The sequence below is a fragment of the Chromobacterium amazonense genome, from assembly GCF_001855565.1.
In the GTDB taxonomy this organism is placed as follows: Bacteria; Pseudomonadota; Gammaproteobacteria; order Burkholderiales; family Chromobacteriaceae; genus Chromobacterium; species Chromobacterium amazonense.
This window is the reverse complement of the sequence record NZ_MKCR01000004.1, coordinates 196736-219514: the sequence shown is the minus strand read 5'-3', so window position 1 is coordinate 219514 and position 22779 is coordinate 196736. Positions and strand designations below refer to the sequence as shown.

The following is a 22779-nucleotide window of genomic DNA, read 5'->3' as shown; positions in this document are numbered from 1 at the left end:
TCGAGGCGGCTCATCAGCAAGGTGTTGGTCGGGCGGTTGCCGCCGAATACCTTGTGCGGCACCAGCGCTTCCAGCGCCTCGCCCTTCAGTCCCTGTTCCGTCAGCTCGGCGCGCACTTCCTCGGCGGTCTTGCCGCGCATGAAGGCTTCGGCCTGGGCGAAGACATTGGCCAGCAGGATCTCGTGGTGGCCCGGCAGGCTGGAGCGGTTTTCCAGCGAGGCGATCAGGTCGATAGGCGAGATGTGGGTGCCTTGGTGCAAGAGCTGGAAGAAGGCGTGCTGGCCGTTGATGCCGGTTTCGCCCCAGATGATGGGCGCGGTTTCATAATTGACCGGCTGGCCGGACAGCGTCACCTGTTTGCCGTTGGACTCCATGTCCAGCTGCTGGATGAAGGCCGGCAGGCGATGCAGGTACTGGTCGTACGGCGCGATCACATGGCTGCCGCCGCCATAGTAGTTGATGTACCAGATGCCTATCATGGCCAGCAGCACCGGCATGTTCTGCTCGAACGGCGCGTTCATGAAGTGCTGGTCCATGATGTGGGCGCCGTTCAAGAGCTCGGTGAAGTTTTCCTCGCCCAGGTACAGCATGATGGGCAGGCCGATGGCCGACCACAGGCTGTAGCGGCCGCCCACCCAGTTCCAGAATTCGAACATATTGGCCGGATCGATGCCGAAGTCCGCCACGGCCTTCTGGTTGGTGGACACGGCGACGAAGTGCTTGGCCACCGATCCTTCGTCGCGCGAGTGCGACAGGAACCATTCGCGGGCGGTTAGGGCGTTGGTCAGCGTTTCCTGGGTGGTGAAGGTTTTGGACTCCACCACGAACAGGGTGGTCTCCGGATGCACCTTCTTCAGCGTTTCCTTCAGCTGGGCGCCGTCCACATTGGAGACGAAGTGCATGTTCAGCCGCGGATGGCCAAACGGCTTCAGCGCGCTACAGACCATCAGCGGGCCGAGGTCGGAGCCGCCGATGCCGATATTCACGATGTCGGTGATCGGCTGATTGGTGAAGCCCAGCCAGTCGCCGGAGCGCACGGCGTGGGCGAAGCGGCCCATCCGCTCCAGCACCGAATTGACCTGCGGCATCACGTCCTCGCCATCGACGATGATGGGCGAGTTGGTGCGGTTGCGCAGCGCGATGTGCAGCGCGGAGCGGTGCTCGGTGCGGTTGAGCTTCTCGCCCTTGAACATGGATTTGATGCGCGCAGGCAGGCCGGCTTCGCGCGCCAGCTCCATCAGGCCCATCAGCGTGGCGTCGGTGATGCGGTTCTTGGAATAGTCGAGGAACAGTCCGCCCACTTCCAGCGAGTAGCGCTCCGCTCGCTCCGGATCGGAGGCGAACAGGTCGCGCATGTGCAGGTGCTTGGCTTCGGCAAAGTGGTCCCACAGGGCTTGCCAGGCTGGGAGTTCGGTCAGTTCACTCATGATATCTCGTCCTATTCCGCTTGTTTATTGTCCAGCCTGCGGTTCTTCAGGCTGTGCTTGGTTTTTTCCAGCTGGCGGATCAGTCCCGGTCCGCGGCGCAGGGCCACGCTGACCGCCAGGATGTCTATCTGCACCAGATGCACGATGCGCGAAATCATCGGGCTGTAGGTTTCATTGTCTTCGAGCGTGTCGGCGATCAGCGACACGGTGGCGCGGCGCGCCAGCGGCGAGCCGCTGGTGGTCAGCGCGATGACTTTGGCGCCGGCGGACAGCGCCACGTCCACCGCTTCCAAGAGCTCCATGGTACGGCCGGAGCTGGAAATCGCCACCAATACGTCGTCCGGGCCCAGCACCGATGCCGCCATCATCTGGATGTGGGTGTCGGAATAAGCCACGGTGGGGATGCCGAAACGGAAGAACTTGTGCTGGGCGTCTGCGGCGATGATGCCGGAGTTGCCCAGGCCGTAGAATTCGATGCGATGGGCGTCGGTCAGCAGCCGCACGGCGGCTTCTATGGCCTGCGGGTTGACGTCGTTGCGGCACTTGAGCAGCGCCGACACGGTGTTGTCGAACACCTTGGCCACGATTTCGGACGTCGGGTCTTCCGGGCGCACGCTGGAGTGGACGTAGGGCACCCCGGTCACCAGGCTGCCGGCCAGCTTCAGCTTGAAATCGGGCAGGCCGGAACAGCCGACGGTGCGGCAGAAACGGATCACGGTGGGCTGGCTGACGCCTGCGCTCTTGGCGATGTCGGCCACGGCGGCCTGGATCACCGTGTAGGGCTGTTCCAGCACCAGCTCGGCCACTTTGCGCTCGGCCGAGGACAGCATCTCCAGTTGGCCACGGATGCGATCAAGCATGCATGTCTCCTGCTGAGCCGCCGCGAGGAGAGGTGGAAACGTCCACCGGGGAAGGGTCGCTGCGCGGCGCCAGATGGTCCGCCAGATAGGCGGCCACGCCCTGCAGGGCGGGATAGGCGCTGGTGATCAGGTAAACCGGGATGTCGGCCAGATAGCCCGACATCCGTCCCTTGTCCTCGAAGCGGCGGCGAAATGGGGATTGTTCAAAAAAACCGCTTAGACGCGGCACAATACCACCACCTATGTATACCCCGCCACGGGCACCGAGCGTCAGGGCCAGATTTCCGGCGGCGGAGCCCAGCGCGCCGCAAAAGATTTCCAGGGTTTCGCGGCAGCGCGCGTCGCGCCCGGCCAGCCCTTGCGCGCTGATCCAGGAAGGCTCGCGCGGGGCGTCGTCCTCGCCGTCGCGTTCGCACAGCGCCTGGTGGATCAGGCTGATGCCGGGGCCGGACAGCAGGCGTTCGGCCGAGACATGGCCGAAACGCGCGGCGGCGTAGCGCCAGACCGCGGACTCGCGCTCATCCTGCGGCGCGAACGAGACATGGCCGCCTTCGCCGGCCAGCGCGCGCCAGCCGCCTGGATGCGGCACCAGCGCCGACATGCCGAGTCCGGTGCCGGGGCCGATCAGCGCCAGCGGCGAGTCCGGCCGCGGCGCGCCGCCGCCGATTTGCGTCAGCTCCTTGGCGGGCAGCTTGGGCAAGGCCAGCGCCAGCGCGGTGAAGTCGTTCAGCAGCAGCAAGGTGGACAAGCCCAGCGCGCGGCGCGCGGCTTCAATCGAAAACGACCAATGGCAATTGGTCATGGTCACCCGGTCGCCGTTCAGCGGATTGGCGATGCCGATGGCGGCATGGGCGACGCGGCGGGCGCCGGTTTGGGCCAGATAGTCGCGCAGCGCGTCTTCCAGCGTCGGGTAGCGCGCGGTGGGCAGCGTCAGGATGTCCTCGATGACGCCGGGGCCGGTTTCCAGCGCGAAACGCGCGTTGCTGCCGCCGACGTCGCCGAGCAGGCGCGGCCAGGTTTCAGGCAGACCAGTAGACATCGAGCGGCACCTTGTCTTGTGCCAGGAAGTGGCTGATCGGCAGCGTGTCGCTGACGGCGCGGCTGGCGGCTTCCAGTATTTCGCGCTTCTTGGCGCTCTGGATGGACAGGATCAGGCTGCCCGATTGCAGCAGCGCGGCGTAGCTCATCGATATGCGGCGGTGCGGCGCCGTCTGCGGCGTCACGGCGAGGATGGGGTGCGCGTTTGCCGGGTCCAGGCCGGCGGTCAGCTCCGGCGCGCCGGGGAATAGTGAGGCGGTGTGGCCGTCTTCGCCCATGCCCAGGATGGCGACGTCCGGCGCGACAAAGTCGCGGCAGGCGGCGGCCACTTCGGCGGCTATGTCCTTGGCTTCGCGCACCAGCGGCAGGAAGCGGGCCGGCGCGGCGCGGTTCTGCAGCAAGTGGGCGCGAACCAAGCCGGCGTTGCTGTCCGGGTGGTCCGGCGCGACGAAGCGCTCATCCACCAGCGTGATGGTGATGCGTTTCCAGTCTATGGCCATTTCCGCCATCAACTGGAAGAACGGGATGGGCGATTTGCCGCCGGACACCGCCAGCACCGCGTTGCCGCGGCTTTCGATGGCGGCCGATAAACGCGAGGCCACGCTGTTGGCCAGGGCGTCGGTCTGTTGCTTGGCTTCCGGAAATTCCAACCAGTTCATGGGCGTACCTCGTTGATTTCTGTATAGGGCGGAAGCCCGGCGTGGCCGGGCGTTCCGCCGCAACGTGCCTGTCGCATGGAAAGCAAAAAGGCGGAACGCCCCCGCAGGGGGCTTCCGCCCTACCTTAACACTCCTCGTGCCAACTGATGCCGTCGCGCGACAGCAGCGCGCTGGATGCGGCCGGCCCCCAGCTGCCGGCGGTGTACTGCTTGGGCGGGTTGTTGGTGCTGGCGGCCCAGGTGTCCATGATCGGTTCCACCCAACGCCAGGCCTCGATCAGCTCGTCGCGGCGCATGAACAGCGCCAGCTTGCCGCGGATCACGTCCAGCAGCAGGCGTTCGTAGGCGTCGGCGCGGCGCACCTTGAAGGCCTTGTAGAAGTCCAGGTCCAGGTAGGCCGGCTGCAGGCGCATGGTGTCGCCCGGTTCCTTGGCCAGGAAGTACAGGCGGATGCTTTCATCGGGCTGCAGGCGGATCACCATGCGGTTGGCGTGGTGGCAGCCGCCCAGCGGGCCGGCAAATACCTGGTGCGGCACGTCGCGGAAGTTGATGACGATTTCCGCCAGACGTTCCTGCATGCGCTTGCCGGTGCGCAGGAAGAAGGGCACGCCGGCCCAGCGCCAGTTGTCGATTTCGGCCTTGATGGCGACGAAGGTTTCGGTTTGGCTGTGTTCCGGAATGCCGGCCTCTTCCAGATAACCCACCACCGGCTGGCCGCCGACGGCGCCGGCCTTGTACTGGCCGCGCACGGTCTTGGTGGCGACTTCCTGCTCGGTGAACGGACGCAGCGCCTTCAGCACCTTCAGCTTCTCGTCGCGGACGGCGTCGGCTTCCAGGTTGGCCGGCGGCTCCATGGCCACGATGCACAACAGCTGCAGCAGATGGTTCTGCACCATGTCGCGCAGCGCGCCGGTGCCGTCGTAGAAGTCGCCGCGGCTGCCCACGCCCAGTTCTTCCGAGATCGTGATTTGCACGTCGTGGATCCACTCGCGGCGCCACAGCGGCTCGAACAGCGCGTTGGCGAAGCGGATGGCCATCAGGTTTTGCACCGACTCCTTGCCCAGGTAGTGGTCGATCCGGTACAGCTGGTCTTCCTGGAAGAAGCGGGCTACGTCGTCGTTGATCTCGTTGGACGAGTCCAGATCGGTGCCCAGCGGTTTTTCCAGCACCACGCGCACGTTGTCGCGGTTCAGGCCCACTGCGGCCAGGTTTTCGCAGATGCCGGCGAACAGGTTCGGCGCGGTGGCCAGGTAGCACACCACCACCTTGCCGGCGTCGTTGCCGATCTTCTCGGCCAGCGCCGGGAAGTCGGCCGCCTGCGAGGCGTCCACTTTCAGGTAGTCGACGCGGGCACAGAAGCTTTGCCAGGCCGCGGCGTCGAAGTGAGCCTTGATATGGATGCGGGACTGTTTCTCGACGGAAGCCAGGTAATCGTCGCGGCTCAAATCCTTGCGGCCCAGCGCCAGGATGCGGCCCTGCTCATTGAGCAGGCCGGCGGCGTGCGCCTGATAGAGGGAAGGCAGCAGCTTGCGCATGACCAGATCGCCGGCGCCGCCGAACAGCACCATGTCGAAGGCAGGGGTAGGGGTAGAACGAGTCTCCATCCTGATCTTCCATCTCGAAGTTTAATTAGATGTAGTTATATTACCATCCAGCCACTTGATGTCTACGGCAAAGCCTCGGACAGAGCCGCTTTTGCAACACCTTTTGCCTTGGCTCAAAATTTGGGGCGATTTGCTGGAAATCGTTCTTGGAAAAGAGGATAGTCGCCACTAGACGCCGCGGGCGCTACGTAGTTCGCCTTGCGTTTTGCGTGTAGTAAAACTACTATTTGCATCAATTCAACACGGAACGTCACCATGGCTTTGCATCCCACCCTGTCCGCCGTTACCGACCGCATCATTGCGCGCAGCCAGCCGCGCCGCAGCGCCTACCTGGCTCGCGTGCGCGCCGCTGCCCAGCAAGGCCGGGTGGAGCGGGCCCATCTGTCGTGCACCAACCTGGCCCACGCCTTCGCGGCGATGCCTGATACGGTGAAAATCCACTTGAAGGAAGAGCACCGTCCCAATCTGGCGATTGTGTCTTCCTACAATGACATGCTGTCGGCCCATCAGCCGCTGGCCGCCTTTCCGGCCTGGCTGAAAGAGGCCGCGCTGGCGGCCGGCGCCACCGCCCAGTTCGCCGGCGGCGTGCCGGCGATGTGCGACGGCGTCACCCAGGGCCAGCCCGGCATGGAGCTGTCGCTGTTCAGCCGCGACGTGATCGCCATGAGCACCGCCGTGGCGCTGTCCCACCAGATGTTCGACGCCGCCCTGTACCTGGGCGTGTGCGACAAGATTGTACCGGGCCTGATGATAGGCGCGCTGAGTTTCGGCCATCTCCCGGCGCTGTTTGTCCCGGCCGGTCCTATGACCACCGGCATCGCCAACGACGAAAAGGCCAAGGTGCGCCAGCTGTACGCCGAAGGCAAGGTGGGCCGCGACGCGCTGCTGGAATCGGAGTGCCAGTCTTACCACGGCCCCGGCACCTGTACCTTCTACGGTACCGCCAACTCCAACCAGATGCTGATGGAAATCATGGGCCTGCATCTGCCGGGCGCCGCCTTCGTCAACCCGAATACCCCGCTGCGCGAGGCGCTGACCCGCGCCGCCGCGGCCCAGGGCGCCAAGATCGCCGCCCAGGGCGAACAGTTCACCCCGGTGGGCGAGATGATCGATGAAAAATCCATCGTCAACGCCATCGTCGGCCTGCTGGCCACCGGCGGCTCCACCAACCACACCATGCACATCGTGGCCATCGCCCGCGCGGCCGGCATCGACGTCAACTGGGACGATTTCGACGAACTGTCGGCCATCATCCCGCTGCTGGTGCGCGCTTACCCCAACGGCAAGGCTGACGTGAACCACTTCCATGCCGCCGGTGGCATGGGTTTCGTGATCCGCGAGCTGCTGTCCGCCGGCCTGCTGCACGAAGACGTGGGCACCGTGATGGGCCGTGGCCTGTCGCGTTACACGCAGGAACCGTGGCTGGACAACGGCGAGCTGAAATGGCGCGACGCGCCCGCCGTCAGCGGCGACGACAGCGTGCTGCGCACGGCTGCCAATCCGTTCTCGGCCGATGGCGGCCTGAAGCTGATGGCCGGCAATATCGGCCGCGGCGTGATCAAGGTGTCGGCGGTGAAGGCCGAGCACCGCGTGGTGGAAGCGCCGGCGGTGGTATTCCACGACCAGAACGACATGCTGGCGGCCTTCAAGCGCGGCGAGCTGGAAAAAGACTTCGTCGCGGTGATCCGCTTCCAGGGCCCGCGCGCCAACGGCATGCCGGAACTGCACAAGCTGACCCCGGCGCTGACCATCCTGCAGGAGCGCGGCTTCAAAGTGGCGCTGGTGACCGACGGCCGCATGTCCGGCGCGTCCGGCAAAGTGCCGGCCGCCATCCACGTGTCGCCGGAAGCGCTGTCCGGCGGCGCCATCGGCAAGATCAAGGATGGCGACCTGATCCGCGTCAATGCCGAAACCGGAGAACTGGCGGCCCTGGTGGACGCCGCCGAATGGGCGGCGCGCGAGCAGGCTCAGGCCGATCTGGCGCACAATGAATACGGCATCGGCCGCGAGCTGTTTGCGGTGTTCCGCCACGTGGCCGACCATGCCGAGGCCGGCGCGATGAGCTTCCGCCATCCGGACTGGAACTGACCCGGTAACCGATTTTGCAGTGCGCCGCGCGACCACGCGGTGCCCGCTAACAGGAGATTGAAATGGATGCTTTGACTGTATTGCGCCAAGGCCCGGTGGTGCCGGTGATCATCGTCAACGACGCCGCCGTGGCGGTGGACCTGGCCCACGCCCTGGTGGCCGGCGGCATCAAGGTGCTGGAAGTGACGCTGCGCACCAAGGCCGCGCTGGCTGCCATGCGCCGCATGCGCGATGAAGTGCCGGAAGCCATCGTCGGCGCCGGCACCCTGCGCAACCGCGCCCAGCTGGAAGCGGCGGTGGACGCCGGCGCGCAATTCGGCATCAGCCCGGGCTTCACCGGCGAGCTGGCTTCGGCCGCGCGCGCGTCCAACCTAACGCTGATCCCTGGCATCGCCACGCCGTCCGAAGCCATGTGGGCGCAGGACGAGGGCTTCAACACGCTGAAGCTGTTCCCGGCTGAGGCGGTGGGCGGCGTCAAGCTGCTGAAGTCACTGGCCAGCCCCTTCCCGGACCTGCGCTTCTGCCCCACCGGCGGCATCGACATCAAGAAGGCGCCGGAATACCTGGCGCTGCCCAATGTGCTGGCAGTCGGCGGCAGCTGGCTGACGCCGGATGACGCCATCGCCGCCCGCGATTGGGACCGCATCACCCAGCTGGCGCGCGAGGCAACCCAGCTCTCCCGCAGCTGATCAGCGCTACCTGCGCAACACACTTCAACCGCCCTGCAGCTACTGCTGCGGGGCGTTTTTCATTGCGCATGAGAATATTGAAATAACCGTTTCAGCTAATTATTTTTTTCCAGAAGATTTTTGGTGAATTGACTCTAATTTTCCACGCCGCGCTTGCGCAAAGAATTGTGAAGCGCCGACTTGGCCGTGCGGGCATATGGCATTGCTGCGGGAAGAGCTTGTCTGGCGTAATTGTCTATGGTGGCGGATTTTTTTGGAAAATTGAACTAACTTTCGATTTTATGCAATCTTATATGTGAATTTTTCAACTTTTTTTGGTATATCTTACTGTTTTTATTTTGTGTTTCGCTGGCAAGAATAGACAAAATTGTTGCGAAAATGCACGAAATAATGCCTTCGTGTTACAAACATTTTCCATTTTTATTTCATGCTGATACATTTTGTTTAATGCCTTGAGCATTAAACAAAAATGGTGGTCTGCAATCGAGAAAAGGGAAATGTGATGACACGGACGCAAGTTCCATGGCGTCTCAGCGCATTGGCGCTGGGCGCTGGCCTGATCGGCGCGCTGGCAGGGTGCGGTGGCGGAGGCGGCGGAGATGGTGGCGCCAGCAATAGCAATACCAGCAATTTGGTCGGTAGCGGCAACCAACTGACGCTGGACGTGTTTGGCGCGCGCGGCGGCACGCTGACCGCGGTAAGCAACAATTGCCAGGGTGATTTGCAGCTGACATGGCAAAGCTATAACCAGAGCGCGGTTCAACAGGGAAGTTATATTGACGATCCCGATCCCAGTTCGCCGCTGCTGGTCCGCGCAAGCTGCGGTTTCAAGACAGTGGTTCAGACGCTGGCTCCGCAAAAAGTATTCACCTCATCTTCAGTATTCGCCGCGTTGAATGGCGATGGCTCTCTGGCGGTCTGGGGGAGCAACCGGCTAGGCGGCGATACGTCTATTTTGAAAGCGCAGCCGAGCAATGTGGTGCAGGTGGCCGGCAGCGAGCGTGCCTGGGCTGCGTTGCAAGCCGATGGCACCGTGGTGACCTGGGGGCGCCCTGCCTCGGGTGGCAACAAGGATGCTAATGGAGGCGTAGGTAGCACCGATTTCGGTCCAGTGGCGCCGCTGGGCAAGGTGAGCCGCATCTGGCCGCTGAAGCGTGGTTTCGTCGCGCTCAACAGCGATGGCAGCGCTACAGCATGGGGCAATATGGAGCAGATCTTCGACGGCAACGGTGGCTCCAGCTCAATGGGAACCTTCTTTACCGCGGCTTCGTTGGCGAACTTCAACAACATCGCAGACGTGGTGTACAGCGAGGGCGCCGCAGCCGCGCTGAAGAAGGATGGCACGGTGGTGGCCTGGGGGGATCCCGCAGCCGGCGGCGATGCGTCGGCCGTGGCCAGCCAGTTGAATAATGTGGTGAAAATCTACGCTACCGATTACAGCTTCACCGCCTTGAAAAAGGACGGCAGCGTGGTGACATGGGGTCTTAACTGGGATACCGAGAATTTCTATACCGGCACCGAGCCGATGCCCCAGTCCAACTTGTCGCTGCTCAGCAATCGCAGCGTGATTGCCGCGTTGAGCCAGAACGGCTTGGTGAGCACCATTGGCAGCCTGTTCCAGGACCGTGGCGCCGACCTGAGCGGCTTCTCCGGCGGCCTGTCCAATGTGGCCAAGCTGTTTGCCAGCAAAACGGCGTTCGCCGCCTTGAAAAAGGATGGCACGGTAGTGAGCTGGGGCGATAGCCAGCGCAATAATGTGGCGTCGGTGCAAGCGCAGCTGCGCGATGTGGCAACGGTTGCCAGCACGGAAACCGCCTTCGCCGCCTTGAAAAAAGACGGCACCGTTGTGGCCTGGGGCGATGAAACGCGCGGCGGGGATGCTTCCGCGGTGCAAGCTCAACTCAACAATGTGGTCGCCCTGTTTGCCAACGATTACGCCTTCGCCGCGCTGAAGAAGGACGGCACGGTCGTGACTTGGGGAGCGGCGGCTCATGGCGGCGATAGTTCGGCGGTGCAGGCCAAGCTGCAAAACATCCGCGCCATTTACAGCACCGATCTGGGGGGATTCCTGGCTGTAGCCAAGGATGGCAAGCTGGTGAACTGGGGCAGCCCATCGGCAGGCGGCGGCGCACTGCCGGCTAATCTGACCACCATCCCGTATCTGAAAAGCTGAATGGCCCGCATAGCAAGTTGAAGGAGCTTTCCGTGAAAATGAAAAAACTGATTTCCAGCCTGCTGCTTGCCGGCCTCAGTGGCATGGTTGCAGCCGCGCCCAGCGGCCCAGAGGCTGCCGGCATCATCGTCAAATACAAGCAGAGTTCTCAAAACCAGCTGGCCAGGCAGGCCGCCAGCCTGCCGCGTGGCCAGGCCTTGCCCGCCCGCCCAACCGACTTTTCCCAGCGCACGCAGCAGGTGCAAAGCATCACAGGCCTGCCGTTGCAGTTCGATCACCAAATGGGCACCGGCGCTTATGTGTTCAACAGCGGCAAGCCGATGAGCGCCAGTCAAGCGCGGGCGTTGTCGCAACGCATCAAGCAGCAAGACCCATCGGTGGAGTACGCCGAACCTAACTTCATCAAAAAAGCCAATTTTGTTCCTCCCAGCCCTAACTACGCCGCGCTGCAATGGGATATGCAGGATAGCGCCAGCCAGCCTGGCTCGCTGAATCTGCCGGCGGCATGGGATATCACCCAGGGACAAGGCGTCACCGTGGCGGTGCTGGATACCGGCTATCGCCCGCACAAGGATCTGCTGCCGAGCTTGCTGCAGCCGGGTTATAACTTTGTTTCCTCTCCCGCCGAAGCGCGTCTCCCGATAGGGCCGGATGGCAAGACGGCGCGTCAAGCCAATGCCCAGGATCAGGGCGATTGGCATGCCGATAACGAGTGCGGCCAGGGCGTGGCGGGGCAGCCCTCCTCCTGGCATGGCACCCATGTGGCCGGCACCATCGCGGCGGCGGGCGGCGCCGGACAAGGGCTGACTGGCGTGGCGCCGCAGGCCAAGCTGCTGCCCTTGCGCGTGTTGGGCCGCTGCGGCGGCACCGATGCCGACATCGCCGACGCCATGTTGTGGGCGGTGGGCGGCGCCGTGCCTGGTTTGCCAGCCAACGCCAACCCCGCTCGCGTGATCAGCATGTCGCTGGGCGGCGCTCAACCCTGCACCCAGACCTATCGCGATGTGATCCAGCAGGTGGCGACGCGCAATGGGATTGTGGTGGTGGCGGCAGGCAACGCCATGCGCAATACCCGCGATTTTGCTCCGGCCAGTTGCCCGGGGGTGATAACGGTAGCGGCCAACGGCATGAATGGCGGCATCGCATCGTATTCCAACTATGGCGCAATGGTAGCCGTGACCGCGCCGGGTGGGGACTGGTTGGGCAAAGACCCGGGGATCATTTCCACTTTCAACGATGGCAAGACGACGCCAGGCAACGACAGCTATGGCCCGGATCGCGGCACCTCCATGGCTGCCCCGCATGTGTCCGGCCTGGTAGCGTTGATGCTGGCCGTCAATCCCAAGCTGGATTGGCGTGCGACCCGTAAATTGCTGATTCAAACCTCGCGTACGCCGGCTGCGGCTTGCGAAGGCTGCTCCGCCGGTTTGGTGGATGCCGCTGCTGCGGTGAAAGCGGCCCAGGCTTATCGCTGATCGTCGCGTCTGAAGAAGCAAACCGGCCCTGGCGGCCTAATGCCGTTCACTTAAGGATTTTCGGGCGACTTTTCTGGCCTTGAGAGCACAGGAATCCACAAAAAAAGCACCGTTTCCCATGCACGGAGACGGTGCTTTTCTCTTAAGTGAACGGCATTAGCCCTGGCGGCCGGTTTTTTTTTATTTTGTTCTGGCTTAAGGCTGGCGCAGCCGCGTGTCCAGCGGCGCGTCTATCACCTGGAGGATACGGCAGCGCGCCGCATCCGGGTGCTGCGGATTCAGCAGCAGGTTTTGGCCATCCATCGCCAGGGCGCTGGGCACCCGCAGCAGCGCGCTGGGCGACTGCGCCAGCCAATCGTCGCCCATCCTGCGGGTTTCCTCCTGCCGGGCGCGCCAGTCCGGCGGCAGTGCAGCCGGGTCCAGGTCCAGCAGGCTGTCGTCTGGCAGCTCTACCTTCAGCAGCTGAAAACTGGCAGGCAGCCGGCGCAATTCGCTGTGCACCAGCATTTCCAGCATGGCGCTGGCGGCATGGTCCGCCAGATAGACAATGGGTCGGCCGGCGTGGTGCCAGCGGCCGTCGGCGCGCAGCCCGCCCAATCCGTTCAGGTCCGCGTAATGGCTGATGCGCCAGCCAATCACGCGACGTAGCCTTCGTCTATCTGGATCAACAGGTTTTCCACCAGCCGCGCGCCCTGCTCGGTTTGCGCCATCTCCAGCGGGCTGGCGTTGTCGAAGCGCCGCAGCGGCTGGCGCAGCCAGCCGGTAGCTTCCTCCCCCAATACTTGTTGCGCCAGCGCCAGCAGGCTGGCGATGCGCACGCCGCGCTCGGATTCGTCGCGGCTGAGTTTTTCGTGTTTCTTGATGCGATGGGACAGCGTGCGCGCCGGAATCACAAACTCAAGCTCCTTGCGCGTCAGGCCTTGGCCGGTCAGCTGTTCTATCAGCCCGGTATCCGCGCCGTTGGCGACGTAACGCGCCACTTCCAGGTCGGATTGCAGCGGCTGGCCGATGATGCGGGACAAGCGGGCAAACCGCAGCGCCGGGCCGCTAGGCTGTTCCGGCAGCGCAGAGGGCGAAGGTTTGAACAAGGGTTGGGACATGGAGGCCTCCATAGGCAATTGCCTATTTAGTATCGGCATTTTGCCAAAACGACGCAAGCGGGAGGACCGGTTGGAGAAAAGGATGGATGATGCCATCTCCTTCACGCCACGATAAAAGAATTAATGGCAAATATTGAAATTCCATTGTGCTTGGCGATGCGGTACAGCCTAAAAAACCGCAAGTTGCGCTTGAGGTAAGCGCTTACAGAAGGCGCATCGTCGTGGTTTGTCATGCCGAATAAGAAAAGCCAGGCCCGCTACCTAGTGGGACTGGCTTTTGCGCATGGCTTATGGGGGCGCGACTCTTAATGCGCTCTGGCGGCGCTTCCGCTTTGGCGCGGTTGCCACAAGCGTGCCCAGCGGTCTGACAGCAGGGACCGGATGGCATGCAATACGCAAGCCGTGTTGACCGGCACCAGCGTCAGCAAACCATGGCCGGCCACGTAGCCGGGGTTGCGGCTTAAATAGAATTGCGCGGCCTGGTGCGGAATTGCCGCCCATTTTCTCTGGTCGGCCTCGTCGTCGCGAGTGCGCCAGCCCACATGCACCACGCCAGGTTGCGCGTTAGCCACCGGCTGTAGCCGGAAGGCTTGGGTGAGGTGGGCCGCGATGCGTTGGTAGCGGCTGTCGTCCGGGTAGCGCGGGCTGGGCCAGACCTGGCGCGCGTACTTGCTCAACAGCATGAAGCTGGATGGGTGGACCAGCGCGCCCAGGTAGTAGATTTTGCGCAGCGGTTGGCGCAAACGGTAGCCCAGCAGCTGGCTTATCACAAATGGCGCATTGCGGTTGCCACGACGGTATTCCCGCTTAAGCCCAGCCTCCATGCGAATGATGGTGACGGCCTGGCCTTCCATCTGTTCTTCAAAGAAATGTATGGCGCAATAGCCGACGATATTTTCTTGCTGGTCACGGTGCAGCAAGATGCGTGTGTGAGGCGCGCTGGACTTGACCACATAATTGGCAAAATCCAGTTTGCTGACGCCATCGAAGATTTCTGCATGAATAGGATATAAATCCTCAATCAAATTGTCTTGATTCTCCTGGTTGAGTGCGGTTGGGTCAATAATAATAGACCTTCCGAGTTTAGACATGTTAGCCCCGCTTTATCCTGGATAAGATATTTGCAATATCTCCATCCTCCTTTTATTGCCAGGATCTGGCTTTGTTTGGCCGCCAATATAATGTGGGGTGGATGTGGCTGAAACAGGGCGATAGAACAGTATGCAATCAGGAAATAAATTGATCCGTTGTCGTACTACTTGCGACGAATATCTTTATCTGGATTTGTGATAGCCTGATTTTGAATGGTCTGAAAGAAGTAAGTCGATACGTGAAATGGAGACCCAATATTTCTTTGGTTTTCTATTTTATGGTGTTGCAACTTGGGTTTGATAGATTCTAGGGAAGGTCTAATGCAACCGAAGCCCCGCGAGAAATTGCATTTCTGTTTGCGTGGCAGGTTGTTCAGACCTTCCTTAGTAATTTTAGCCACTTTTCGATCTCGTGTATGGGTTCTGTCGAGATTAGTTGATTTAGCTTATTACTAGAATTTTGAGTAAATTTTTTGGAAAGCTGCAGACTTTCTTCTGTTGGAAATGCACCAACTCTTCCGTCAATGGTAAGTAGGCTTCTTACTTTGAAAATTACTAATGGCAGTATACTTTCATGACTATAGTCAATCCGGTGCTCGATTAGATAAAATCTATCCTGTGGTTGATGGAAAGCCATTTCTTTAATAAAGCGAAGACTGGGCTGTTTCTTCGGTATGCTATCTTGTGAAGCAATTTTAAACCATTCTGTAAATTGTTTTTCTCTGTTGTATCTTTTTATCCAACCAAATGCAATTGCTGAAGGAAGATTAAGACTACTCGACATGGAAAGATGTTGTTCGAAATAGATCTCGGTTACCAATGAGTGGAGTCTTTTGGTTGGCTGGCATTTGTCAAGATCGTGCTCTACCCTGTGAATCCAGTCGATCAACAATTTCTCTTCGTTCATACTCTTAATACAGTTTATTAGGTGGACTGAGTAGCTTTTACATGCAGGATAAAATCATTTAGATCCTGAATTTGCATTTGCTGTCGAGTTGTGTAGGTAGCATGAATGCTGGTTGGGAGCACCAGCTGAAGCTGATGGGCTGTCATCTCGTCAGTTTGGGACTCACTGATAGCAGCTTCGAGGGTAATAAGATGCTTGGATAGAATACGACTAGCCTCGCTTAGAACTTGCCGCCAGCGGTCTTTGCAAGTAGTTTTTGCCCCCAGCATTATCAGCTTATCAACCGGAAACTTTGAGTCGTGGTAGGCGGCAAATGAAGGAAATATGAAGTCGGGCCGGGCATTGTTCTCGGTCACATTGCCTTTGCCCCGGCCTTGTTGGAACTGTAGCCCGTGGAGTCGGAACAGGGTGTCGAGATGTCCTTCAAAGGCATGGCCAACACGAGATTTACGACGATTTTGTACACTCAGGGAATAGCTAATGAAAGCATCTACATCGTCGCCATGCTCACCGAAGCCGCTTCGCAGCTGTATTTGTACAAGGTGGCGTTCGTAAAGGCGAAACAGCTTTTCTTCGTGGTCCATCCATGCCATCAAGGTGTTGTCCGGATCCGCTAGTGCATCGGTCTGCTCGGCAATGCTATCGCGCGCAAATGCCGAAAAGTCGGAAGTCGCAGGGAAGGTCTTACCACCAAAGGCCGTAAGCAATCGTCTGATCCATTCGTCATCTGAACGAGCAGGCTTGTTCAGTTCGATGCCGAGAGTCTCCAGCATCATCCTTAGTGGCAATAGCAGGGTTCCCGCAGCTAGTTCTCCGGCCTTGAAACGTTCACCTACATTCCCCAATCCAAATAGCTGGCGTAATTGCCGCTCGGCTGCACTGCCAGCGGGGGCAAATACCATCAGCAAGCTACCTGGTTTTAGTACTGCGCCGTCTGCCGGCAGGGTGAGATCCTGCAGAGGGAGGGCTTCCTCACTCAGTTTGGCTACGAGGAAGAAGTCCCCTTCGCTTATACGCGTGGTTACTGGGCTATCATGGTAGTAAAGTCGGTACTCTGGGCCACGGTGTGCTACCTTGCGGCAGCAGTCATACCATGTGACATGGCTATCGCAGATGATGGGCTCGTCATCATCATCTGGGATGTAAATCTGGCGTGCTCTGAAGCGATATTCTTCTTCTTTGCCGGGTGTTCCCAGCCATTCGCGGAAGCCAGCTGCAGGCAGGCCGCCGATTTCGTGCTGATGGGATTTACCGGGCTCTGCGTCCACGGCACTCAGGTATTTGGCGGCAACGCCTTCGGTGTAGTCACTGATTCTGTCTTCAAACATGGCAAGGGCTGGATGCCGATTTCATCGATTTGTGAGTCACAGTTGCCCATTATCAGCCAGTTGGCAATACAGTCAATCAGCATGTCCTTTGTCTGGAGATGTTTTTTCCGTATTGTGCATTCCCAGACTACCAGCACCCTCCATCCGGCTTGCTTTAATTGCATCAATTGTCTGGTGTCGCGCTGCCGGTTGCCATTGATCTTGTCCAGCCAAAAGTCAGTGCGGGTTTGAGGGATCTTGAAATAGCGGCAGGTATGACCGTGCCAAAAACAACCATGGATGAGTATCACTGCTTTGTACTTGGGGAAGCAGAGGTCGGGTTTACCTGGCAGGCCCCGTTGATGCAGGCGATACCGGAAGCCCTGTGCGTGCAGAGCTTTGCGGATCAAGACTTCCGGTCTGGTGTTTTTGCTTCGGATACCTGACATCATCCGACTGCGGGTAGTCTTGTCGACGATGTCGGTCATGTTGACTATGTCAGGCCATTGCAGCTTGCAGTGGTAGCTCTGGCTCGAGGGTTTCCATAATCAGGAACTGATGCATCAATCTGGCCGTATGAGCCATCACGTCCACCACCACCGAATTGCCAAACTGTTTGTAAGCGCGGGTATCGGAGACCGGTATGCGGAAGGTGTCTGGGAAACCCATCAGTCGGGCGCATTCACGCGGGGTCAGACGACGAGGATTCTTGTCTTCCCCTTGATAAACTAGGATTTCCGAACCGTCTTTGTAATAGCGGGCCGATAGGGTGCGGGTGACACTGTCTGCACCCACAAGGCCAAAGCCGAAGCCATTGCCCTTGGCACGGTGCTTTTCGGCATAAGCTTGCAGATAGGCCCATAGTTTGGGGGTGAGAGTGTATTTGTTTTGCACCTTGCGTGCCTCATGGTCGAAGAAACGATCACCATCCCATGGCAACAGGGGCTCGCTGCCGTCAGTACGGTGAAGGATCTCGCCGAGTCGGATATTGCCCTTGGGGGGTAACGGTAGTGCATCCCAGTCAAACGCCACAGGTTCGCGGAAACCGACAATTAGTATCCGTTCTCGGTGCTGTGGTGTGAAATGTGCGCCATCAATCACTTTGCAGTGAATGTGATAGCCCAGTTCCTCACTCAGGGTGCGACGGATTACGTCAAAAGTACGGCCCTTGTCATGGGACAGCAGGTTTTTCACGTTTTCCAGCAGGAATGCGCGCGGACGTTTTTCATCAATGATACGCGCCACATCAAAAAACAAGGTTCCTTGCGTTTCATCCTGAAAGCCATGAGCGCGGCCTAAGGCGTTTTTCTTGGAAACGCCTGCAATGGAAAATGGCTGACAGGGGAAGCCCGCCAGAAGTACGTCATGACAAGGGATGTCGGCGGCATGAACTTTGGTAATGTCGCCGTTCAGTTGGTGCTGATCGCGATTATAGTTTTCGGCGTAGGTTTTTTGAGCATAACTATCCCATTCACTGGTGAAGACACAGCGACCACCAATACTTTCGAAAGCTTGGCGGATACCACCTATGCCGGCGAACAGATCGATGAAGGTGAAGTCCGAGGCGTTGTTATCGAAAGGAAGCGAAGGTGGTAGAAGCTGGCGTAATGCATGCGCTAGGTAGGAGGGAGGTAAGCAGTCACCAGCCTTCCATCGACGGACAGTTCTCGCATCGACTTGGAGCGCGGAGGCAACCTCTGTTTGAGTCCGTAGGTGCAGGATCTCATCCAACATTGCCTTGATTTGGAGGGAGTCGGGAGTGTTCATTCGGGTTCTCTGGGGCAAAATGCGGACATATCGTCCTCTGTTGAACACATTTTAACTGAGGTACTACGCAAATGCTAGGGAACAGTTGGCATCTTCTCAGCCTTTGAGTTGGGTGAGGCTGGTTGGTTATCCACGACCTTTTGACTGGAAATTATTATAAAAATTGGCATAATATGGCATATGCCAATTGTCATTTTGTAAAAAATGCATTTTGCATTTTATAAAATTTTAGGACCATTTTAAATAGTGGTAAGAGTTTTTATTTTTTGGTTCTGATAAAGATTAGGGAGGTGTGCACGATAAATCTGACGCGTCGAGTTAGCGCATGCTAATTAAAAAATCAATGCTATAAAATATCAACCTACTAAATAGTAAAGAATATTTATGAGTAATAAGCCACTTAACCTAAACCCTTCTTGTATCAAAATGCTTTCTGCTGTTGAAGCACGGCCAGAAAGATCCAATCAACATGAATTTAATGGAGTGGTAGAGTTAAAAAATATATTTGGGGTTGAAAAAATTGTAAAATCTGCTTTTTTTTCAATTAGAGGGCAAAGCATTACAGATGTTGCAAATGTTACATGGTATGATGCACGCGAAGAACATCCAACCCGTACAGAGTACAGGCTTTATTTTCAAACAAATCAGGTCATGATGCATGCCCAAGAAGGTGATAACATATTAATTGGCTATGATAATGGTGGCAATCTTCACTTCATTCTGATAAAGCAGGGATCAAGTGAACATAGTCCCAATATTACACAGTGGACAAAGGCAAGCTAAGGAATAATTGATACAAACAAAATCTTCTTTAGTTCAATGTAGGCAGCCAACTTTAGCCAAAAATAAAAATGGCCTCCAAAGCTGGGAGGCCATCTTTCTTGCTACGCAGGCGGTGCGTGAAATCCCAAAAATCTAGAAAAGTGGGAAAAATCTAGATCTTCGTGGGATCCTATATCCTTACACGTCGATGTTCCGCGCAATCAGCGCATTGCCTTCAATGAACTGACGTCTCGGCTCCACTTCGTCGCCCATCAGAGTGGTGAACACGTCGTCCGCGCCCATCACGTCTTCGATGCGTACCTTCAACAGGCGGCGCACGGCCGGGTCCATGGTGGTTTCCCACAGCTGTTCCGGGTTCATCTCGCCCAGGCCTTTGTAGCGCTGGATGTTCATGCCCTTTTTCACTTCCGCCAGCAGCCAGTCCAGCGCTTCGCCAAACTCGCTTACCGGCTTGACGGTTTCGCCGCGTTTGACGTGGGCGCCTTCGCGCAGCAGGCCGCCCAGCAGGCTGCCGGTTTTCTTGAGTTCCGCGTAGTCGCCGCTGTCCAGGAAGTTTTGGTCCAGCACCGTCACCAGCACGTTGCCGTGCAGCTTGCGGATGATCTTGATCAGGTAGCCGTCGTTCTTTTCGTCGCGCAGCAGTTGCAGGTCGATGGTTTCGGCCGGCAGGTGCTTGGAGAGCTCCGCCACGGTGTGGTCGGCCTGTTGCTGGCTTTCCAGCGACAGCGGGCCGGTTTTGAGCATGGCTTCCAGCACCAGCGGGTCGATCACGCGGCTTTCGCGTTCCATCACCGCGCGGGCCAGCAGGAACTGGCGGGCGATTTCGCCCAGGGTTTCGCCGGACAGCGGGGCGGCGCCCTCGGCCGGGATCAGTTCGGCTTTTTCCAGCGCCAGCTGCAGCAGGTATTGGTTGAGTTCGCCGTCGTCTTTCAGATAGCGTTCCTGCTTGCCGTGCTTGGCCTTGTACAGCGGCGGCTGGGCGATGTAGATGTGGCCGCGCTCCACCAGCTCCGTCATCTGGCGGTAGAAGAAGGTGAGCAGCAGGGTGCGGATGTGCGCGCCGTCCACGTCGGCGTCGGTCATGATGATGATGCGGTGGTAGCGCAGCTTGTCCGGGTTGTATTCGTCCTTGCCGATGCCGCAGCCCATGGCGGTGATCAGGGTGGCCACTTCCTGGCTTTGCAGCATTTTGTCGAAGCGGGCGCGTTCCACGTTGAGGATTTTGCCCTTCAACGGCAGGATGGCCTGGAATTTGCGGTCGCGGCCTTGCTTGGCGGAGCCGCCGGCGGAGTCACCCTCCACCAGGTACAGTTCGCACAGCGACGGGTCTTTTTCCTGGCAGTCGGCCAGCTTGCCGGGCAGGCCCAGGCCGTCCATCACGCCCTTGCGGCGGGTGATTTCGCGGGCCTTGCGCGCGGCTTCGCGGGCGCGGGCGGCTTCCACGATCTTGCCGCAGATGATCTTGGCGTCGTTGGGGTTTTCCAGCAGATAGGTTTTCAGCGCTTCGCTGATCACTTCGTTGACTACCGGGCCGATTTCGCTGGAAACCAGTTTGTCCTTGGTTTGGCTGGAGAACTTGGGGTCCGGCAGCTTGACGGACAGCACGCAGGTGAGGCCCTCGCGCATGTCGTCGCCGGTGGTGTCCACCTTGGCCTTCTTAGCCGCTTCGCTCTCTTCGATAAACTGGTTCAGCGTGCGCGTCATCACCTGGCGCAGCGCGGTCATGTGGGTGCCGCCGTCGCGCTGCGGGATGTTGTTGGTGAAGCACTGGACGTTTTCCTGGTAGGAGTCGTTCCACTGCATGGCCACTTCCACGCTCATGCCGTCTTTTTCGCCAAAGCCGTAAAACACCTTGGGATGCAGCACGGTCTTGTTGCGGTTCATGTATTCCACAAAGCCGGCCACGCCGCCGGAGAAGGCGAAGTTTTCTTCCTTGCCGGTGCGTTTGTCGATCAGCTGGATGCCCACGCCCTGGTTGAGGAAGGACAGTTCGCGGATGCGCTTGGCCAGGATGTCGAAGTGGTATTCGATGTGGCCGAAGGTTTCTTCGCTGGCAAAGAAGGTGACTTCCGTGCCGCGATGGCTGGTATGGCCGGTGACGGTGAGCGGGGCCACGGCGTCGCCGCGGCGGAATTCCATCTCGTGCACCTTGCCGTCGCGCCAGATTTTGAGCTTCAGCCAATCGGACAGCGCGTTGACCACGGATACGCCCACGCCGTGCAGGCCGCCGGAGATCTTGTAGCTGTTGCTGTCGAACTTGCCGCCGGCGTGCAGGATGGTCATGATCACTTCCGCCGCGGAGCGTCCTTCTTCCGGGTGGATGTCGGTGGGGATGCCGCGGCCGTTGTCTTCCACGGATACGGAGTTGTCCGGATTGATGGTGACCTTGATGGTGTCGGCATGGCCGGCCAGCGCCTCGTCAATGGCGTTGTCCAGCACTTCAAACACCATGTGGTGCAGGCCGGTGCCATCGGAGGTATCGCCAATATACATGCCGGGGCGCTTGCGCACCGCATCCAGGCCTTTAAGCACCTTGATACTGTCCGCGCCGTATTCTTGTTCGCTCATACTCACACTTTCCATATGGCCGCGCCGCCGGGGTGAAACAGGCTGCGTGGCCGGTCATTCTTAAATCCGGGAGGCGGCGCTAGGCCGCCCGCTGACTCCGTTTGCCGCGTCAGATGCGCATCGGCATCACGATGTACTTGAAGTTGCTGACATCCGGAATGGTGAACAGCGCGCTGCGGATGGAGTCGCCAAACGCCAGCTGCAGGGTGTCGGCCGGAAGGTTGGTCAGCACGTCCAGCAGGTAGTTGATGTTGAAGCCAATCTCCAGGCCATCGCCCTGGAAGGCGATTTCCAGTTCTTCTTCGGCTTCTTCCTGTTCGCTGTTGGTGCACAGGATGGACATCTTGCCCGGCGCCAGCACCAGGCGCACGCCGCGGAACTTCTCGTTGGCCAGAATGGCGGCGCGCTGCAGCGCGTGCAGGAATTCCAGGCGTTCGATCAGGAAGATCTTGTCGTTGTCCAGCGGGATGACGCGGTTGTAGTCCGGGAACTTGCCGTCCACCACTTTGCTGATGATGACGGTGGCGCCAAAGCTGAAGCGCACCTGGTTGGCCAGCACTTCAATCTTGATTTCGTCGTCGCTGTCTTGCAGCAGCTTGTACAGCTCGATGATGGTCTTGCGCGGCAGGATCACCTCGGCCTTGGGCAGAGTGGCGGTGACGTCGGCGCTGGCAAAGGCCAGGCGATGGCCGTCGGTGGCCACCAGGCGCACTTGGTTGCCGTCGGTCTGCATCAGCAGGCCGTTGAGGTAGTAGCGGATGTCCTGCACGGCCATGGCGTACTGCACCTGGGAGATCAGGCGCTTGAGTTCGCGCTGACTCAGGCTGAAGCTGGCGTCGGAGGCGGTGCCCACGGACAGCAGCGGGAAGTCTTCCGCCGGCAGGGTTTGCAGGTTGAAACGGCTCTTGCCGGCCTTCAGGGTGAGGCGGCCGCCGTCCAGCTGTTCCAGCGTCACCATGGTATTGCCCGGAATGGCGCGCAGGATGTCCTGCAGCTTCTTGGCGGAGGTGGTGAGGCGGAAGTCTTCGCCCGGCAGCTCGTCGCTGCTGGCGGTGGTGATCTGGATTTCCAGGTCGGTGGCCAGGAATCCAACCTGTCCGCCCTTCTTCTCGATCAGGACGTTGGACAGAATCGGCAGCGTGTGGCGACGCTCGACAATGCCGGTGACTGCCAGCAGGGGCTTGAGCAGGGCATCGCGTTCGGCTTGCAGGATCAGCATGTGGCGGGCTCCCAGTAGATGGTGA

The 22779-nt window shown here is 59.5% G+C and carries 20 protein-coding genes; 5 read left to right on the top strand and 15 right to left on the bottom strand.

The features are described from left to right. The 5 genes from pgi to zwf all read right to left on the bottom strand — a co-directional run. The coding region (gene pgi, locus BI343_RS04135; RefSeq protein ID WP_071108771.1) for a glucose-6-phosphate isomerase at nucleotides 1-1427 on the bottom strand (1427 nt) is incomplete at its 3' end. Nucleotides 1428-1438: 11 nt separating this feature from the next. Further along, the gene (gene hexR, locus BI343_RS04130) at nucleotides 1439-2287 is read right to left on the bottom strand and encodes a transcriptional regulator HexR (RefSeq protein WP_043627289.1); all 849 of its coding nucleotides are present in this window, start codon (nucleotides 2285-2287) and stop codon (nucleotides 1439-1441) included. Further along, nucleotides 2280-3326: a glucokinase gene (locus BI343_RS04125; RefSeq protein ID WP_071108770.1), complete on the bottom strand. Its 1047-nt coding sequence runs from the start codon at nucleotides 3324-3326 to the stop codon at nucleotides 2280-2282. The genes hexR and BI343_RS04125 overlap by 8 nt, the downstream gene beginning before the upstream one ends. Beyond that, the gene (pgl, locus tag BI343_RS04120) at nucleotides 3307-3984 is read right to left on the bottom strand and encodes a 6-phosphogluconolactonase (protein WP_071108769.1); all 678 of its coding nucleotides are present in this window, start codon (nucleotides 3982-3984) and stop codon (nucleotides 3307-3309) included. Before pgl ends, BI343_RS04125 begins: the two co-directional genes overlap by 20 nt. Nucleotides 3985-4108: 124 nt before the next feature. After that, nucleotides 4109-5587 carry a glucose-6-phosphate dehydrogenase gene (gene zwf, locus BI343_RS04115; RefSeq protein WP_071108768.1) on the bottom strand — a complete coding sequence of 493 codons (1479 nt, stop codon included), beginning with the start codon at nucleotides 5585-5587 and terminating at the stop codon, nucleotides 4109-4111. Nucleotides 5588-5842: 255 nt separating this feature from the next. On the opposite strand from zwf, the gene edd reads away from it, so the two are divergent. Both edd and BI343_RS04105 read left to right on the top strand, forming a co-directional pair. Beyond that, nucleotides 5843-7675, top strand: a complete 1833-nt coding sequence (gene edd, locus BI343_RS04110) for a phosphogluconate dehydratase (protein ID WP_071108767.1) — start codon at nucleotides 5843-5845, stop codon at nucleotides 7673-7675. A gap of 62 nt (nucleotides 7676-7737) precedes the next feature. After that, nucleotides 7738-8364, top strand: coding sequence for a bifunctional 4-hydroxy-2-oxoglutarate aldolase/2-dehydro-3-deoxy-phosphogluconate aldolase (locus BI343_RS04105; RefSeq protein WP_071108766.1), 627 nt, complete (start codon nucleotides 7738-7740; stop codon nucleotides 8362-8364). 304 nt (nucleotides 8365-8668) lie between these two features. Here the strand turns inward: BI343_RS04105 and BI343_RS19540 are convergent, their stop codons facing one another. After that, the gene (locus BI343_RS19540; RefSeq protein ID WP_139165635.1) at nucleotides 8669-9127 is read right to left on the bottom strand and encodes a hypothetical protein; all 459 of its coding nucleotides are present in this window, start codon (nucleotides 9125-9127) and stop codon (nucleotides 8669-8671) included. Between the two features lie 192 nt (nucleotides 9128-9319). Between BI343_RS19540 and BI343_RS04100 the strand changes: the two genes are divergently transcribed. Both BI343_RS04100 and BI343_RS04095 read left to right on the top strand, forming a co-directional pair. Then, nucleotides 9320-10537, top strand: a complete 1218-nt coding sequence (locus BI343_RS04100) for an RCC1 domain-containing protein (RefSeq protein WP_139165634.1) — start codon at nucleotides 9320-9322, stop codon at nucleotides 10535-10537. A 38-nt stretch (nucleotides 10538-10575) separates the two neighbouring features. Continuing rightward, a complete protein-coding gene (locus tag BI343_RS04095; protein ID WP_071108764.1) occupies nucleotides 10576-12012 on the top strand; it encodes a S8 family peptidase in 1437 nt (478 codons plus the stop codon). Nucleotides 12013-12207: 195 nt separating this feature from the next. Here the strand turns inward: BI343_RS04095 and BI343_RS04090 are convergent, their stop codons facing one another. From BI343_RS04090 to dcm, 7 genes are all read right to left on the bottom strand, one after another. Then, a complete protein-coding gene (locus tag BI343_RS04090) occupies nucleotides 12208-12651 on the bottom strand; it encodes an RES family NAD+ phosphorylase (protein WP_071108763.1) in 444 nt (147 codons plus the stop codon). Continuing rightward, the gene (locus tag BI343_RS04085) at nucleotides 12648-13112 is read right to left on the bottom strand and encodes an antitoxin Xre/MbcA/ParS toxin-binding domain-containing protein (RefSeq protein WP_071108775.1); all 465 of its coding nucleotides are present in this window, start codon (nucleotides 13110-13112) and stop codon (nucleotides 12648-12650) included. Before BI343_RS04085 ends, BI343_RS04090 begins: the two co-directional genes overlap by 4 nt. A gap of 305 nt (nucleotides 13113-13417) precedes the next feature. Further along, the gene (locus tag BI343_RS04080) at nucleotides 13418-14203 is read right to left on the bottom strand and encodes a hypothetical protein (RefSeq protein WP_139165631.1); all 786 of its coding nucleotides are present in this window, start codon (nucleotides 14201-14203) and stop codon (nucleotides 13418-13420) included. A gap of 373 nt (nucleotides 14204-14576) precedes the next feature. After that, a complete protein-coding gene (locus BI343_RS19535; protein ID WP_139165630.1) occupies nucleotides 14577-15092 on the bottom strand; it encodes a hypothetical protein in 516 nt (171 codons plus the stop codon). Between the two features lie 35 nt (nucleotides 15093-15127). Then, on the bottom strand, nucleotides 15128-16438 hold the full coding sequence (locus tag BI343_RS04075; protein ID WP_071108761.1) for a type II restriction endonuclease: 1311 nt from the start codon (nucleotides 16436-16438) through the stop codon (nucleotides 15128-15130). Beyond that, complete coding sequence (locus BI343_RS19200; RefSeq protein WP_083340788.1) at nucleotides 16384-16905, bottom strand: very short patch repair endonuclease; 522 nt, start codon at nucleotides 16903-16905, stop codon at nucleotides 16384-16386. Before BI343_RS19200 ends, BI343_RS04075 begins: the two co-directional genes overlap by 55 nt. A gap of 10 nt (nucleotides 16906-16915) precedes the next feature. Next, complete coding sequence (dcm, locus tag BI343_RS04070) at nucleotides 16916-18184, bottom strand: DNA (cytosine-5-)-methyltransferase (RefSeq protein ID WP_071108760.1); 1269 nt, start codon at nucleotides 18182-18184, stop codon at nucleotides 16916-16918. 384 nt (nucleotides 18185-18568) lie between these two features. On the opposite strand from dcm, the gene BI343_RS19195 reads away from it, so the two are divergent. Further along, nucleotides 18569-18967 carry a type II restriction endonuclease gene (locus BI343_RS19195; RefSeq protein ID WP_083340787.1) on the top strand — a complete coding sequence of 133 codons (399 nt, stop codon included), beginning with the start codon at nucleotides 18569-18571 and terminating at the stop codon, nucleotides 18965-18967. A gap of 177 nt (nucleotides 18968-19144) precedes the next feature. Here BI343_RS19195 and gyrB read toward each other — a convergent pair whose 3' ends face one another. Together gyrB and dnaN are read right to left on the bottom strand one after the other, a co-directional pair. Continuing rightward, the gene (gene gyrB, locus BI343_RS04065; protein WP_071108759.1) at nucleotides 19145-21535 is read right to left on the bottom strand and encodes a DNA topoisomerase (ATP-hydrolyzing) subunit B; all 2391 of its coding nucleotides are present in this window, start codon (nucleotides 21533-21535) and stop codon (nucleotides 19145-19147) included. Between the two features lie 109 nt (nucleotides 21536-21644). After that, entirely contained in the window at nucleotides 21645-22754 is a 1110-nt protein-coding gene (gene dnaN, locus BI343_RS04060; RefSeq protein WP_043628233.1) for a DNA polymerase III subunit beta, read from the bottom strand. Nucleotides 22755-22779 lie beyond the last annotated feature (25 nt).